The organism is Actinomyces sp. zg296 (assembly GCF_009829695.1).
GTDB classification, from domain to species: domain Bacteria; phylum Actinomycetota; class Actinomycetes; order Actinomycetales; family Actinomycetaceae; genus Actinomyces; species Actinomyces marmotae.
On the sequence record NZ_VWPG01000012.1, the window covers coordinates 1 to 14768 of the forward strand.

Annotated in this window: 13 protein-coding genes, 3 tRNA genes and 1 pseudogene; 11 read left to right on the top strand and 6 right to left on the bottom strand. The window is 71.8% G+C overall.

Annotated elements, in window-relative coordinates; translation table 11 throughout:
* Positions 1-1309: 1309 nt before the first annotated feature.
* Positions 1310-2185, top strand: coding sequence for a zinc metalloprotease HtpX (htpX, locus tag GVV76_RS09045; RefSeq protein ID WP_159524578.1), 876 nt, complete (start codon positions 1310-1312; stop codon positions 2183-2185).
* Between the two features lie 471 nt (positions 2186-2656).
* Here the strand turns inward: htpX and GVV76_RS09050 are convergent, their stop codons facing one another.
* On the bottom strand, positions 2657-3154 hold the full coding sequence (locus GVV76_RS09050) for a YajQ family cyclic di-GMP-binding protein (RefSeq protein WP_159524577.1): 498 nt from the start codon (positions 3152-3154) through the stop codon (positions 2657-2659).
* A gap of 248 nt (positions 3155-3402) precedes the next feature.
* Between GVV76_RS09050 and GVV76_RS09055 the strand changes: the two genes are divergently transcribed.
* The 6 genes from GVV76_RS09055 (at position 3403) to GVV76_RS09080 (ending at position 5644) form a co-directional block, all read left to right on the top strand.
* Positions 3403-3486: transfer RNA gene (locus tag GVV76_RS09055), tRNA-Tyr, on the top strand.
* Between the two features lie 120 nt (positions 3487-3606).
* Positions 3607-3678 (top strand) — tRNA-Thr (locus tag GVV76_RS09060).
* A 39-nt stretch (positions 3679-3717) separates the two neighbouring features.
* Positions 3718-3791 (top strand) — tRNA-Met (locus GVV76_RS09065).
* A gap of 60 nt (positions 3792-3851) precedes the next feature.
* Positions 3852-4022, top strand: a complete 171-nt coding sequence (rpmG, locus tag GVV76_RS09070) for a 50S ribosomal protein L33 (protein WP_159524576.1) — start codon at positions 3852-3854, stop codon at positions 4020-4022.
* 27 nt (positions 4023-4049) lie between these two features.
* Positions 4050-4910 carry a MaoC/PaaZ C-terminal domain-containing protein gene (locus tag GVV76_RS09075; protein ID WP_159626538.1) on the top strand — a complete coding sequence of 287 codons (861 nt, stop codon included), beginning with the start codon at positions 4050-4052 and terminating at the stop codon, positions 4908-4910.
* 152 nt (positions 4911-5062) lie between these two features.
* Positions 5063-5644, top strand: coding sequence for a MarR family winged helix-turn-helix transcriptional regulator (locus GVV76_RS09080; protein WP_236263362.1), 582 nt, complete (start codon positions 5063-5065; stop codon positions 5642-5644).
* 29 nt (positions 5645-5673) lie between these two features.
* On the opposite strand, the gene GVV76_RS09085 is transcribed toward GVV76_RS09080, so the two are convergent.
* Positions 5674-6351, bottom strand: coding sequence for a Maf family protein (locus GVV76_RS09085; protein ID WP_159524573.1), 678 nt, complete (start codon positions 6349-6351; stop codon positions 5674-5676).
* A gap of 75 nt (positions 6352-6426) precedes the next feature.
* On the opposite strand from GVV76_RS09085, the gene GVV76_RS09090 reads away from it, so the two are divergent.
* The 4 genes from GVV76_RS09090 (at position 6427) to GVV76_RS09105 (ending at position 10643) form a co-directional block, all read left to right on the top strand.
* Positions 6427-7344 carry a biotin--[acetyl-CoA-carboxylase] ligase gene (locus tag GVV76_RS09090; protein ID WP_159524572.1) on the top strand — a complete coding sequence of 306 codons (918 nt, stop codon included), beginning with the start codon at positions 6427-6429 and terminating at the stop codon, positions 7342-7344.
* A gap of 110 nt (positions 7345-7454) precedes the next feature.
* Entirely contained in the window at positions 7455-8666 is a 1212-nt protein-coding gene (locus GVV76_RS09095) for an adenylate/guanylate cyclase domain-containing protein (RefSeq protein ID WP_413227773.1), read from the top strand.
* Between the two features lie 207 nt (positions 8667-8873).
* On the top strand, positions 8874-9539 hold the full coding sequence (locus tag GVV76_RS09100; RefSeq protein WP_159524571.1) for a response regulator transcription factor: 666 nt from the start codon (positions 8874-8876) through the stop codon (positions 9537-9539).
* 24 nt (positions 9540-9563) lie between these two features.
* Positions 9564-10643 (top strand): sensor histidine kinase, encoded by a 1080-nt coding sequence (locus tag GVV76_RS09105; protein WP_159626540.1) that lies wholly within the window; start codon positions 9564-9566, stop codon positions 10641-10643.
* A 95-nt stretch (positions 10644-10738) separates the two neighbouring features.
* Here GVV76_RS09105 and GVV76_RS09110 read toward each other — a convergent pair whose 3' ends face one another.
* From GVV76_RS09110 to GVV76_RS09125, 4 genes and pseudogenes are all read right to left on the bottom strand, one after another.
* On the bottom strand, positions 10739-11752 hold the full coding sequence (locus GVV76_RS09110; protein WP_159626542.1) for a transglycosylase SLT domain-containing protein: 1014 nt from the start codon (positions 11750-11752) through the stop codon (positions 10739-10741).
* 268 nt (positions 11753-12020) lie between these two features.
* Positions 12021-12638, bottom strand: a pseudogene (locus GVV76_RS09115) (VTT domain-containing protein); the annotation flags it as partial.
* Positions 12639-12816: 178 nt separating this feature from the next.
* Positions 12817-13305: a GtrA family protein gene (locus tag GVV76_RS09120; RefSeq protein ID WP_159626601.1), complete on the bottom strand. Its 489-nt coding sequence runs from the start codon at positions 13303-13305 to the stop codon at positions 12817-12819.
* 60 nt (positions 13306-13365) lie between these two features.
* Positions 13366-14754 (bottom strand): hypothetical protein, encoded by a 1389-nt coding sequence (locus tag GVV76_RS09125; protein WP_236263363.1) that lies wholly within the window; start codon positions 14752-14754, stop codon positions 13366-13368.
* Between the last annotated feature and the right edge of the window lie 14 nt (positions 14755-14768).

Below are 14768 nucleotides of genomic sequence, written 5' to 3' on the forward strand. Positions count from 1 at the left end.
GGTTGCGCCCTCATTCTCGCAGTTTGAGGGCGCAACCGCGGGCCGAGACGGTTTCTGGGGGTCGGGCGTGGGGTGGGCCGGCGGTTCCTGGGGGTCGGGACGGTTTCTGAGGGTCGGGCGTGGGGTGGGCCGGGTGTAGCGGGCGCGTCCTGGGCACCGCTTGGTCGTTGAAAGTAGCGCTTGGCTGTCTATGGCATCGGTGGGCCCTTGTGGGCGTCGCGGGGAGCGATGCCTTGGGTGGTCCAGCGTTGCCTTGGTCGGCTCAGCGTTGCCTTGGTCGGGTGTAGCGGGAGCGTCCTGGGTGCTGCTTGGCTGTCGAAAGCAGCGCTTGGCTGTCTGCGGTATCGGTGGGCCCTTGTGAGCGTTGCGGGGAGCGCTGCCCTGGATGGCCCAGCGCTGCCTTGGTCGGCTCAGCGTTGCCCTGGTTGGCTGAGCGTTGTTTTGGTCGGCTCAGCGTTGTTTTGGTCGGGCGTATTGGGTGCGTCCTGGGTGCTGCTTGGTTGTTGAAAGCAGTGCTTGGCTGTCTATGGCATCGGTGAGCCCTTGAGAGTGTCGCGGGGAGCGCTGCTCTGGATGGCTCAGAGTTGTTTTGGTCGGCCCAGCGCTGCCTTGGTCGGCTCAGCGTTGCCCTGGTTGGCTGAGCGTTGTTTTGGTCGGGCGTATTGGGTGCGTCCTGGGTGCTGCTTGGTTGTTGAAAGCAGTGCTTGGCTGTCTATGGCATCGGTGGGCCCTTGTGGGCGTCGCGGGGAGTGCTGCCCTAGATGGTCCAGCGTTGCTTTGGTTGGCTCAGCGCTACCCTGGTCGGCCCAGCGCTTCTCTCGACGGGCGGCGGGCAGGCGCCGCCGTCGGCGTGACGGCCACACCATCACCTGGCATGACCGGCCCCGGCCACTCCCCGCCGTCCAGACCATCACGATCCTCCCCGCACCGACATCGTCAACTCACCCGCTACGAAAGAACCGCCGCGCCACATCAGGAGGCATGACCGCGCCGGTCCCATGCGCGCCGTCTCCCGACCGGGGCCCGTGGGTGGGGCCACGGGTTAGCGCGGGCGATCCGATCGGCGACATCGACGCACTGGCCGGCCTATGAGTCGAGGAGCGTGAGGGGCCTCGATGGGACTGGCGCGAGGAGGCTGCCCCCATGAACCGGTCTCGTCGCTGATTTCGACCGGTCTCGCTCCTATTTTCGACCGGTCTCGCGGGTGGGCGGGGGCGGGCGGGGGTGGGCGGGGAGGAGGGGGCGAGGGGCCGCCGCAGGTGCCGACGGCGCACAGGAGCCGCACAGGCTCCTTGGCTACCCTGGCGGCATGTCGGCGATCTACCGAGGCACCAACCACCACAACGGCCTGAAGACCACCGCCTTGCTGGGCGCGATGTGGGGCCTGCTCATTCTCATCGGATACCTGCTCACCCGGGGAACCGGCTCCTCGATCTTCCTGCTCATCATGCCGCTTATCGGGGTGGCCCAGACCGCGTACACCTACTGGAACTCGGACAAGCTCGCCGTGCGCTCCATGGGCGCCATCGAGGTCACCGCCGCCCAGGAGCCCGTCATGCACAAGGTGGTCGCCGAGTTGTCGGCGGCCTCGGGCCAGCCCATGCCGCGCCTCTACGTGGCGCCGACGATGAGCCCCAACGCCTTCGCCACCGGACGCGACCCCGCCAATGCCGCCGTGTGCTGCACCCGCGGCATCCTCCAGCTCCTCGACGAGCGCGAGCTGCGCGGCGTGCTGGGCCACGAGCTCTCCCACGTCTACAACCGCGATATCCTCACCGGCTCCATCGCCGCGGGCATCGCCGGGGTCATCTCCTCGCTGGGCACCATGGCCCTGTGGTTCGGCGCCGGCCGCGACCGCCGCGAGGGCAATGGCCTGGCCGTCCTCCTGCTCGCGCTCCTCGCCCCACTGGCCGCCACCGTCACCCAGTTCGCCATCTCGCGCACCCGTGAGTACGACGCCGACCATGACGGAGCGGTCCTCACCAACGATCCGCTCGCCCTGGCCAGCGCCCTGCGCAAGCTCGACGGCGGCATCGCGGCCGCCCCGATGGCCCGAGACCCGCGCATGGAGCCGGTGAGTTCGATGATGATCGCCAACCCCTTCGGCCGCGTGAAGAACCTCTTCGCCACCCACCCCCCGATGGCCGACCGCATTCGCCGCCTGGAGCAGATGGCCGGGTACTGACCGGACCGCCCAGCGCGGGAACCCGCTGGGCCACGGGCACAGGAGGACGAGGGGCGGGAGGGGGCAATCCCCTCCCGCTCCTCATCGAGCCGATCGTCGGCACGCCGGAGACTTCTTTCGTCCTCCCCTCAACGCGCAGCGCACCGCCCGTGGAGCAGGCCCCCTTGCGCACGGCAGGGTTCGAGGAGTCGGTGTCATCCGCGACGACGCAGTCGCCGGGCTCGTCGGAGCCGCCGCGGGCGAGGATGAGGATCCCGCCGGTGGTGAGGGACGCAGAGGACGGCGAGGTCCGCGATGAGGCCGGTGACCCTCTTCTTCTTGGCCGAGCGCCGGGGCGCCTGCCCCGGCGACGGAAGCGGCCCGCCCATGCCATGCGCGGGTGGGGCTCTGTACCCGGCAGCCGGATCACGGCGTACTGGGCCCGCCCATGCTATGCGCGGGTGGGGCGGCGGCGCCTCGGCTCCGTCGGTCTCAGCGGTAGTTGACGAACTGCAGGGCGGCGTCGACGTCGAGGCCCTTGAGCAGGGCGATGACGGCCTGGAGGTCGTCGCGGGACTTGGAGGACACCCGGACCTCATCGCCCTGGATCGTGGCCTTGACGCCCTTGGGCCCCTCATCCCGGATCGCCTTGGTGATCCGCTTGGCGATCTCCTGACTGATGCCCTCCTTGAGCGGGCAGGCCAAGCGGTAGATCTTCCCCGAGGGCTTGGGCTCGCGGTCGCCAAGGTCGAGGGCCTTGAGGGACACGCCCCGCCGGAACAACTTGGACTGCAGCACGTCGAGGATCGCGAGCACGCGCTCGGCGGAGTTGGCCTCCATGGTGATGACATCGCCGGCCAGGGTGACGGAGGCGCCGACGCCGCGGAAGTCATAACGCTGGGCGATTTCCTTGGCGGTCTGATTGACGGCGTTGTCGACCTCCTGGCGGTCGAGCTTGGAGACGACGTCGAAGGAGGAGTCTGAGGCCATTGCCTTCCCTTTCCACTGATGGCCCACTGATGGGTGCGCGCGGTCATCCGGGCGGGGCGCTCGCGGGCGTCGGGTGCCCCCGCTGCCGGGGCCCGACGGCCCCGCGCCGCCCCCTGCCCGGCGCTGCTCGGGGCGCGAGGGCCGTGTGAGCAGGGTCCTAGGGGCGGGATTGGCGCGCTCCGCCGTCGGCTTGTTATTCTTCCACGGCACCGCGCGGCGGGTCTGCTGGACTCGGCGATGTGGAGCATGGCGGGTTGCCCGAGCGGCCAATGGGAGCTGACTGTAAATCAGCCGCGCAAGCTACGGGGGTTCGAATCCCTCACCCGCCACCATGATCGGAGGGTCCTTGGACCCTTTGATCAGCGCCCCTTGGCGGGGCGGCCCGCAGTGAGCGAGCCCACGCGGGGCCAGATTGCCCAGGCATGACGGTTCTGCTTAGGATTTCGTTCGTTGCCTCGATAGCTCAGTGGTAGAGCACTTCCTTGGTAAGGAAGAGGTCACGAGTTCAATCCTCGTTCGAGGCTCTGATGCGGGGGGCCTGTTCGGCCCCTCGCGCATGATATGGCGAGGTAGCTCAGCTGGTTAGAGCGCACGACTCATAATCGTGAGGTCGAGGGTTCGAGTCCCTCCCCCGCTACGCAAGGTTCGAGCACATCGCCGCCCCGGGCTGCTCGAGGATCAATCAGAGGAGAGACACGTGGCCTCCAAGACCGCTGACGTGCGTCCCAAGATCACTCTGGCTTGCTCGGAGTGCAAGGAGCGCAACTACATCACCAAGAAGAACCGCCGGAACACCCCCGATCGCCTCGCGATCTCCAAGTTCTGCGCGCGCTGCGGCAAGCACACGGATCACCGCGAGACCCGCTGAGCCCCGCGTCCCGGATACGATCCGGGCATGAGCGCGCCGAGCCCCACTGGCCCCGAGTTGGTGGGGCTTCGCTATGCCCAGGACGTGATCGAGCGGATCCTGACCCGCTCCGGTGTCGATGACGCCGAGGCGGCCGCCCAACAAGGCGCCGGAGCCATCGCCCCAGCGCTGGCCGCCCTGACTCTGGCCCGCGAGATGATCGAGCCCTGGGAGGGCCTCATCCACCGGCGCTGCCGCATCACCCCGGCACCCGGAGGCGCGGCCCAGCCACCCCCGCCTCGCATGAGGAGGACCATCCGAGGGGGCTGGGAGTTCATCGAGGTCACCGCCGAGGTGATCGTCGACGACGCCGCGCGCCTCTCGCCGCTCGCCGGGGCCTCGCTTCTCCAGGTCCGTCACGACCTCGCCCGGCGCCTCTCACCGGCCCGTGCCGGCGCCCCTCGGAGCGCCGAGGGCGCCGCCGGTGAGGGCGCTGCTGCTGGCCGCCGGCTCCACCTCAGCGGAGAGGACGTGGCCGCCTGGGCGGGCGCGACCGGCGATGACAACCCCATCCACCTCCACCCGGGCGCCGCCCGGCGGGCGGGCCTGGGGACGACCGGGGCCGACGTCATCGCCCACGGCCTGCTGCTGGCCGCGCTGAGCCTCGGGGTGGCTCCGCCCGCCCCCGCCGGACCTGCCGGACCCGCCGGACCCGTCGGAGCCGCCGTCCCCGCCGCCCCCGTCGGACCCGGCGCCCCTGCCGGGCCCGCGGGGCTCGACCTGCTCTTCCCGGCCGCGCTCGCCGTCGGGCCCGTGGGGGCGGGCCTCATCGTGGACGATGACGGCTCGGGCTGGTCGGCCGTGGGGGCCAGGAGAGTGCTGCGGCGCCGGAGCGTGGGCCCCGGCTGACGCCGATGAGCAGGCGGCCCCGGTGATCATCGCTGGTAATCCCGTCCTGATTGTTCAATACTTAACGACATATCAGGGGTCGATCGATTATCGCGAGGCCACACCACCATCGGCGCTGACTGACGTCTCAGACCAGCGCGGAGAGGAGAGACATGCCCAGGAAGGACGGAGGGGCGCTCGCGGAGCTGGATGGGCCCGCCTGCGGCCGGGCCCCCGCTTCCACGCCCTCCTGCGGGCAGGGCCCGGCGGACGGGGCCCCCATACGGGCGGCCAGTGGCTGCGGCGCCGCGGGATCGCCCCGACTCGATGCCCTTGAGATGCGCGCCTGGCGCGCCTTCCTCCACACCGCCACCGCCGTCACCGGCGCGCTCAACCACGAACTTGAGACCGGCGTCGGCTTGTCCCTGCACGAGTACGAGATCCTCGTGCGCCTCGACGAGGCCGCGGGCAAGGAACTGCGGATGTCGGGCTTGGCCGAGATGATCGGGCACTCCCGCTCCCGCCTCACCCACACGGTCACCCGCCTGGAGAAGGAGGGGTACGTCGAGCGGCGCTCCTGCCCCTCCGACAAGCGCGGCGTCAATTGCGCGCTCACCGACTCCGGCCTCGCCTTCCTGCGCTCAGCGGCGCCCCTGCACCTCGACGGCGTCCGCAGGCACGTCATCGACCGCCTCGGTCGGGGGGACCTGGAGGCGCTCGCCGAGATCATGTCCCGGCTCAACCCCGCCGACTGAGGCCGGCCGCCTCCCGGTCCCCGACTGGCTCAGCCCCACAAGTCCGTCCAGGTCACTCCCAACTCGGCCAGGAGCCCGCGCAGCAGCGGCAGCGAGATGCCGACGACGCCATGCGGGTCGCCCTCAATGCCCTCGATGAAGGCGCCGCCCAGCCCGTCGATCGTGAAGGCCCCGGCGCACCACAGGGGCTCCCCGGTGGCGATGTAGGCGTCGATCTCCGCCTCACTAGGCTCGCCGAAATGGACGATCGCCGACGAGACGCCCTCCGCTCCCGCCCCATCGGCCAGGCGCACCAGGGCGTGCCCGGTGCGCAGCACGCCCGTGCGCCCCCGCATCGCCAGCCAGCGCTCGCGGGCTGTCTCGGGCGTGCGGGGCTTGCCGACGACGGCCCCGTCGATCTCCAGCATCGAGTCGCATCCCACGACGATGGGCGCCCCGGCCCGCCCACCGGGCCCCACCGGCCCCGGTCCCGCGTCACCGGCAGGATCGCCGCTCAGCGCGGCGGCGACGTCGAGCGCCTTGGCCCGGGCCAAGGCGAGCACCTGCTCAGAGGGGGAGGGGGAGTCCTCGCCAGCGGCGGCGCGCTGCTGGGCGAGAGCGGCCAGGACCGAGCCCTCGTTGACCGAGGAGACCTCCACCCGGGGCTCGATGCCCGCTGCGCGGAGGGTAGCCAGACGGCCCGTGGACTTCGAGGCGAGAATGATCACCGCCCCAGACTACCCAGGGGCCAGCGGTGGGAACGGTGGGCCCGGGCGGCGACGCCCGCGGGTAGCCTTCGCCCTATGAGCGCCACGACCCGGCTGGTGACCGTCGACTCCACAGGCTCGACCAATGACGACCTGCGCCAGGAGCTCGCCCCCGCCGGGCGCCTTGATGCCGCCGCCGCTGACCGCTGGCCCCACGGGTCGGCGCTGCGGGCGCTCGCCCAGACCGCCGGGCGGGGCAGGGGCGGGCGCGACTGGGTGACCCCGCCGGGTGGCGCCCTGACCGTCTCCTTCGTCCTTCGGCCGCTCGTGCCCGCTTCTCGCCTCGGCTGGCTCCCACTGCTGGCGGGCCTGGCCGTGCGCGACGCCCTCGTCCCCGCGCTGGAGGGCCTGCCCTGGCGCGTCCGCACGAAATGGCCCAACGACGTCATCGTCGAGCCCACCGGCGAGGGGGCGGTCGGCGCTGATGGCGAGGTGCCCGGCTGGGGGCGCGCCCGCAAGATCGCGGGCATCCTCGCCGAGCTCATCCCCGCGCCCGGGGTTGGGGATGGGGCCGGGACCCCCGCCCGTCGTGAGGATGCGCCCGCCATCATCCTGGGCATCGGAGTCAATGCCGGCCAACCGCCGGGCGCGCTCCCCGTGCCCTGGGCCGCCTCGCTGCGGAGCCTGGGTGCGGGCGGGCCCTGGTCGGACCCCGGGGCCGTGCTGGGGGCCGTCGCCCCGCGCCTGCTCCGGGTCCTGGGGGAGTGGGAGGCGGCTGGCGGGGACCCTGAGGGGGCCCTGACCGCCACCGGCACGCTCGGCCAGGACTTACGCGAGGCCTGCGCGACCCTCGGGGCCCGTGTCCGCGTGCGCGCCCCGGACGGCGAGTTCTCCGGGACGGCCGTCGGCCTTGAGCCCGGGCTCCGACTGCGGCCGGATGACGGTGGCCCGGAGAGGCTCGTCATGGCCGGGGACGCGAGCGTTCGAGCCGTGGATCCTCCCGGGCGCGCATGATGTGAGCGCGGGCCGCGCCATCTCGCGCCTTTGTTGCATGAAGGCCTCAGGATGGCAAGACATCTGACGTCGGCCTGACGAAATCCTGTGACCTGCGCTACCCTGTCTGGGTGAATCAGCCAGAGGCGCCGTCGGCGCATGGGGAAGGGCTCCGGCCGGGGGGCCGCGTTCCCGGCCCCCGAGCAGGTGGTGAGTCCTCACCCGATCAGACGAAGGGGCCCGCCCTCATACCCGGGGACGGGGGCGAGTGGAGCGCGGGGCCCCCCGATGATGCGGCCGGCTCTTCCGCCGACCGCGCGACGGCCGCCACCCATTCCCGCCTGCTGCTCGGCGACGGGCCCGACCTGACGCTGCCCCAACTCGCCGGCGCGGCCGAGGTCTCCCCGCTTTTCGCGCGCAGTTTCTGGCGGGCCATGGGCTTCGCGGATGTGGATGACGACGAGGCCCGCTTCACCCGCCAGGACGCCGACGCCCTGCGGGCCATCGCCGACCTCATTGACTCCGAGGAGGACCGCCGCCCCGGTCCGGACGGACCCGGCGGCCTATCGACCTCGGCGATCCTCGAACTGCTCAGGGCCCAGTCGTACACGATGGACCGACTCGTCCTGTGGCAGCTCGAGACCCTCGTGGCGGACGTCGGCCAACGCCTCGGCCTGGACGACACCTCCGCCCGGCTCGTTGTCCTGGACCACATCAACGAGATCACCGCCCCCCTGACCGACCAGCTCACCTACGTGTGGCGCCGCCACCTGGCCTCGCTCCTGGACCGCACCGGCGCCGAGATCTCACGGCGGGGCGTCGAGCGCGTGGGCCCCGACTACTACCCGCTTGTGCGCTCACTGGGCTTCGTCGACATCGTCTCCTTCACCCAGCGCGCCCAGACGATGAGCCGCATGGAGCTGTCCACCATGCTCGACGACTTCGAGACGACGGCCCGTGACGTCATCACGTCACGGGGGGCGAGGGTCGTCAAGACCATCGGGGACGCCGTCATGTACATCTCCGATGACCTGAGCATCGCCGCCGACGTCGTCACCTCCCTCGTCGAGGAGCTCCAGTCGGGCCTCGACGAGATCCTCGTGCGCGCCAGCCTCGTCGAGGGCCGCGTCGTGTCCCGCTCCGGCGACGTCTTCGGCCCGCCCGTCAACCTCGCGTCCCGCCTCGTCGACACCGCCGAGCCCGGGGGCATCCGCATGGACCAGGCCACCGCCCGCGCCCTCATGGCCAGCCCCGTCGCCCTGCGCTACCGGGTGCGCCAGTGCCACGACGTCGTCGCCAAGGGCATGGGCAACGTCACCCCCTGGTCGCTCGTGCGCGCCTGAGGTCCCGGCTCCGGCCGGCTCCGCCCGGGGCTGGGGCGGCTCCGCCCGGCCCCGTCCGGGGCTGGGGCGGGGCGCCGGCGATCAGGCCGCCCTTAGACGGGTGTTTCCCCGCGATACCGCGGGAAACTGGGTCAATGCGCGCCCGTGCCGCTCTCCATGGCGATGGCGCCATTACCGCCCTTGGGCAACTCGGCTAGTATCTGAATCGTGACAACAGTGCTTCTCGTCGAGGACGACCCCGCCATCTCCGAGCCCCTCGCCCGCGCCTTCGGCCGCGAGGGCTACGAGGTCCGCGCCCACGGCACCGGCAAGGGCGCCCTGGAGGAGATCAGCGAGGCCGACATCCTCGTGCTCGACCTCGGCCTGCCGGACATGGACGGTCTTGACGTCGCGCGGACCGTGCGCGCGCAGGGCCTGACCATCCCCATCCTCATGCTCACCGCCCGCAGCGAGGACACCGACCACGTCGTCGGCCTTGACGCCGGCGCGGACGACTACGTCACCAAGCCCTTCCGGCTCGCCGAGCTCCTCGCCCGCGTGCGCGCCCAGGTCCGCCGCGCCTCCGGCGAGGCCGCCGTCGACCAGCTCTCCCACGGGGACATCCGCGTGGATGTCGCCGCCCACCGCGCCTTCGTGGGCAGTCGGGAGTTGCAGCTGACCGTCCGCGAGTTCGAGCTCCTGCGAGTCCTTGTGCGCGGCGCGGGCGCCGTCGTCGACAGCGACGACATCCTGCGGGAGGTCTGGGGTGAGGACCCCACCGGCTCGGAGTCGACGCTCGGCATGCACGCCACCTGGCTGCGCCGCAAGCTCGGCGACGACGTCGACGCCCCCGCCATCCTCCTCGCCGAGGGCGCGGGCTACCGCCTGGCCTGAGGCCGCTTCCGCCCAGGGGATCCGATGCGACGCCGCACCCTCCAGATGACCATGGCGGCGGTGCTTGTCGCCGTCATCCTCCTGGGGGTCCCCCTGGGCGCGGCGACGATCTTCTATGCCGCGCGCTCCGCGCATAACGATCACGAGCGCTGGCGCACAGTCCTGTCCGTGGTGACGGTGAGCACCGCCCTGGCGATCGTGGCCCTGGCCGCCGCGTCCGTGGTCGCCTCGAAGGCCTCGCGGCGCATCTCCGCCCCGCTTATCTACCTGGCGGCCGAGGCCGAGCAGTTGGGCAGCGGGCAGGTGCGCCCCCGCATCCGGGTCTCCGGGATCGAGGAGATCGACCTCGTCCAGGCCGAGCTCGTGCGCTCCGCCGAGCGCGTGGCCGGCAGGCTCGCCGCCGAGCGGCAGTTCGCCTCCGACGCCTCCCATCAGCTGCGCACGCCACTGACTTCCCTCAGCCTGCGCTTGGAGGAGATCGAGCTCATCGCCGACGACGAGGAGGTGCGCGCCGACGCCCACGCCTGCCTGGAGCAGGTGGAGAGGCTGACGGGCGTCGTCGACGACCTCCTGAGGGTCTCGCGCCGCAGCGGTGGTGGGACCACGGAGGCCCTCCTGCTCGGGGAGCTCTTCGAGCAGCAGCGCGAGGAATGGGGGCCGGCCTTCGCCGAGGCCGGGCGCGAGCTGGTCCTGACCGACGACGTCGATCAGCCGGTGCTCGCCAGCCCCGGCTCGCTCGCCCAGGTCCTGGCCACCGTCATCGAGAATTCCCTGCGCTATGGGGTGGGGACGACGACAGTGTCCGTGCGCAGCGCCAACGGCGGGCACGGCGTCTTCATCGACATCGCCGACGAGGGCGAGGGCGTCGACGACGAGCTCGCGCCGCACATCTTCGAGCGCTCCGTGTCCGGGCACGGCTCCACCGGCGTGGGGCTGGCGCTGGCCAAGGACCTCGTGGAGGCCGACGGGGGCCGTATCGAGCTCACCGCGCGCCGTCCACCGGTCTTCTCCGTGCTCCTGGCCGCCGTGCCGCGCTCCCTCGATCCGAACACCGTCCTCCCGCAAGGGGCGATCGTCAACGTCGGCCGCCGTCGCCGCTTCTGACCCCCATGAGCGAGACCGGTCGAAAATAGGAGCGAGACCGGTCCGCGAACCGGTCTCGCTCCTATTTTCGACCGGTCTCGGCGAGGGGAGGCGGGTCAGTACCAGCCGGTGCTCTCGAAGTGGGACCAGGCCGAGCAGGGGCTGCCGTAGCGGCCCTGGATGTAGCCCAGGCCCCAGGTGATCTGGGTGGCGGGGTTGGTCGCCCAGTCCGAGCCCGCTGAGGCCATCTTGCCCCCGGGCAGGGCCTGCGGGATGCCGTAGGCGCCCGAGGCGCTCCGGGCCTGGTAGTTCCAGCCGGACTCGCGATCCCACAGGCTCACCAGGCAGGAGTACTCATTGGAGTCCCAGCCCCAGGCGCTCATCTGGCCGCTCGCGTAGGTCTTCGCCTCGGCTGCGGAGGTGCCCGAGGAACCGGCAGCGCCCGCCACCGGCTCGCTGGCGGTCATCCGCCCCGACGATGGGTCGAGGTGATACCAGGTGGAGCCGTCCACGATCCAGCCGGTGAGCATCTGCCCCGAGCCATTGAAGTAGTACCAGGAACCCAGGTGGCTCGCCCAACCGACCGCCATGCGCCCGCTGCTCCCCAGGAAGTACCAGGAGCCTCCCTTGTGGAGCCACCCCATCGCGGCCTGGCCGTTGTCGGCCAGGTAGTACCAGGAGCCGCCGATGAGATTCCAGCCCACCGCCATGGCGCCCTTGTCGCCCAGGAAGTACCAGGCGCCGTCGATCCAGCTCCAGTCGGTGGCCATGCGGCCCTCGGCGTTGAAGTAGTACCAGGCTCCGCCGACGACGGCCCATCCGGTCACGAGCGCGCCGTCGTCATCGAGGTAGAACCAGGAGCCGCCCGTGTGCAGCCATCCCGTGATGGCCTGGCCGTCGGCGGGGTTGATGTAGGACCAGGACCCGGCCCGGGACATCACCCAGCCGATGCTCCCGGCGGTGTCACCCCCGTTGGCGGAGCCGTCGGCAGGGGCGACGGCGGCCTGGGCGGCGGGCGCCACGGCGGGCGCGGCGTCGACCGGCGAGGCGAGAGCCGCCGGCGCGGTCAGCGCGAGTCCCGCGAGAAGAGTCGCGGAGCCGAGCGCGGAGATCGGTCGGAGCAGGTTCATGAGTACCTCGTGGATGGTTGTGACCGGGCAGCGGCGCTGCGGGGTCGGTGCGGTGGGGCGGGCCTGATCGCTGGAGCGGGCCCGCCCCCGATCAGTGCCCCGGGCCGGGGCTCGGGGCGGCCTGGCCCGCCGGGGCGCTCTGGGCGCCCGCGGCAGTGGCCGGAGTGCTGGCGGCCAGGCTGGGCTCGGTGGCGCCGTCGGATCCCCGTGCCCCGCCGGTGGCAGGCGCGGCATCGGGCTTGCCGGCCCCGGCCTTCCCGCGGCGCCCGGACAGCGCGTGGAGGATCATGGGCACCACGGAGACGAAGACGATGACGAGGATCATCGCGTCGATGTTCTTCTGGATCCACTCGATGGAGCCCAGGAAGTAGCCGAGCCACGTGATCCCGAAGGCCCACAGGGTGGCGCCGATGACGTTGAAGGTGACGAAGTGCCGGTAGTGCATCCGCCCGACGCCGGCCATCACCGGGGTGAAGGTGCGCACGATCGGCACGAACTGCGCCAGCGTGACGGCCTTGCCCCCATGGCGCTCAAAGAAGTCGCTCGTGCGCTCCACGTATTCCTGCTTGAAGAGGCGGGAGTTCGGGCGGTTGAAGATCCTCGGGCCGGCCTTGCGCCCGATGAGGTAGCCGGTCTGGTTGCCGGTGATGGCCGCCAGCCACATCAGCGGGGCGGCCACCCAGATATGCGCGCCCACATCGCCGGTGGCCACGAAAAGCCCGAGGGTGAACAGGAGGGAGTCGCCGGGCAGGAAGAAGCCGACGAGCAGGCCCGTCTCGGCGAAGATGACGAGCATGACGCCGACGATCGCCCAAGGGCCGAACCAGGAGACGATCTGGGTGATTATCTCCCCGGCGTCGAGCCATTTGGGGCCGAGGGCGGGCATCGGGGCCGCGGGGACGACGGCGTTGAGCGCGGCGAGAGCCGTGAGGGAAGCAGTCACTCGGCAAGGCTAGGGAGAGGAGAGCCGTGCTGGCCGTGAGTCTTCCCTCATCCCCGATGTGGTATCCGGCACGATCCGGCTCGAAGCGCCTGCGCCCTCGTGGACCGCGCGGCTCCTGGAGTCACTCCGCCGAGTCGGAGGGGACCGCGCGCTCGGAGGCGCCGTCGTGCCCCCCGCTGGAGCCGGTGAAGACGATGTAGTGGTAGAAGAGGAATCGGAAGGCGGTGCCCAGTCCGAATCCGACGACGTAGGCGGCGATGTTGTCCGCGAGCGGCCCGGTCAGTCCCAGGGCATGATGAGTGAACAGCAGGCAGAACTGGGTGATGACCAGGCCACCGATGTTCGCCAGGGCGAAGAGGAGCCCCTCGTGCAAGGCGTTCTCCCTCGTGCGGCCCCGGTAGGTCCAGTAGCGGTTCGCCACCCAGGAGAAGATCGTGGCGACCGTGGCGCTCAGGACGTTCGCGGAGTTCGGGTGGCCCGACAGGAAGCCGGTGGGACCGTGCTGGACGAGGTTGAACAGGCCGGAGTCGATCACGTAGGCGAGCGCGCCGACGACCCCGAACTGAAGGAACTCATGAACCCAGGCGCGGATCCGGCTGGAGAGGCTCATCGGCTCGGCCGTGGCGGTCGATGCCGCGCTGTCGTTCACGAGGAGATGTTAAGCCACCGATCAGGGCACCCAGGTGATTGCGGATGATAGGTCCCACACCCAGCTGATCCAGAAGGCCTGGGCCATCACCCCCGCCACCGCCAGCGCCCACCGGCCCCGGCGCCCCACGCTCGCGGCGGCCGCCCAGGCCAGTGGGGCCAGGGGGAGCAGGATGCGCAGCAGCGACGTCGTCGGGTCGAAGAACGCCAAGAGGTAGAGCGCGTAGGCGACGCACCAGAACCAGGCGGCGGGGCCGAGCGAGCGCGACGCCCTCGAGGCCAGGCCCAGGGCCGCCAGGGCGAGGGCGCAGGCGACCAGCAGCCAGCCCAGGTGCTCCCCGACCCACCACTGGCCGCGATCCAGCCACGGCAGGAAGGGCACCAGCCCGCCCCCGCGCCACGAGGTCTCCGTGGCGGTGTAGGCGTCCATGCGCCCGGTCGCCACCCACGCCGCCACCGGCCAGACGAGCGCGCTCACGAGCGCCAGCGCGGTCAGGGCCGCCAGCCCCGCGCGCTCGCGGCCGCCCAGCCGGGCCCAGGTCGGCCCCAGGCGCCGCGCCCACGCGCGGGCTCGGCCGCCGCCGTCGCCGCACTCGCCAGGATCGTCGCTGGGCCCGTCGTGCCCTCGCGCCGCCGCCATCTCCCACAACCACCACAGGCCCAGGGCGAGCGCCAGGGGAAGACCGATCGGCCGGGCCACGGACCCCACCATGATGAGCAGCGCGGAGACGGCGAAGCGCCCGCGCTCGGCCGCCATGAGCGCGCCCGCGACCAGCACCAGCCCCAGGGACTCGGCGTAGGGGACCTGGAGGACGGCGGCGCACATGGAGGTCCACGTCAGCGCCACGCCCCACAGCGAGGGGGCCCCGCCGACCCGCGGCGCCAGCCAGCGGTCCATGATGACGGCGCCCGCACCCGAGGCGGTGATCGCCACGAGGGCCGCCGCCGGGTAGAAGGGCAGGCCCAGCCAGGTCAGTGGGGTGGCCAGCAGGGGGAGCAGCGGCATGAACGCCCAGGAGTTCTGGGCGACGGCGCCGCCACCGCCCTCGGGCAGGATCGCCGGGTAGCCCTCGCGGAAGATGCGCTCGTACCAGCCCGCGTCCCAGAAGGACAGGTGCTCGCTCCATGATGGGGCGGGACCCGCCCACGGCGTCGCCGGCGTGTCCTGCGCCCCGAGCCTGAGCATGAGGAGGGTCAGGAGGCTCGCCGCGCCCCAGACCGCCAGGACCCGCGCTGCGCGGGGCGGGCGCGGGGCCCGGGCGGCGCCGGGGGCGTGAGCGGGCTGGCTGGCGGGGCCCGCCAAGGGCTCGGGCCCGCCTTGGTCGGGCCCGCCTTGGACGGGCCCTTCTTGGTCGGGCCCGGTCTTGCCGGACCGGCGGATCGGGCTCCCCGGCGATTGGATGTCAGACACGGGTGCCAGGGTAC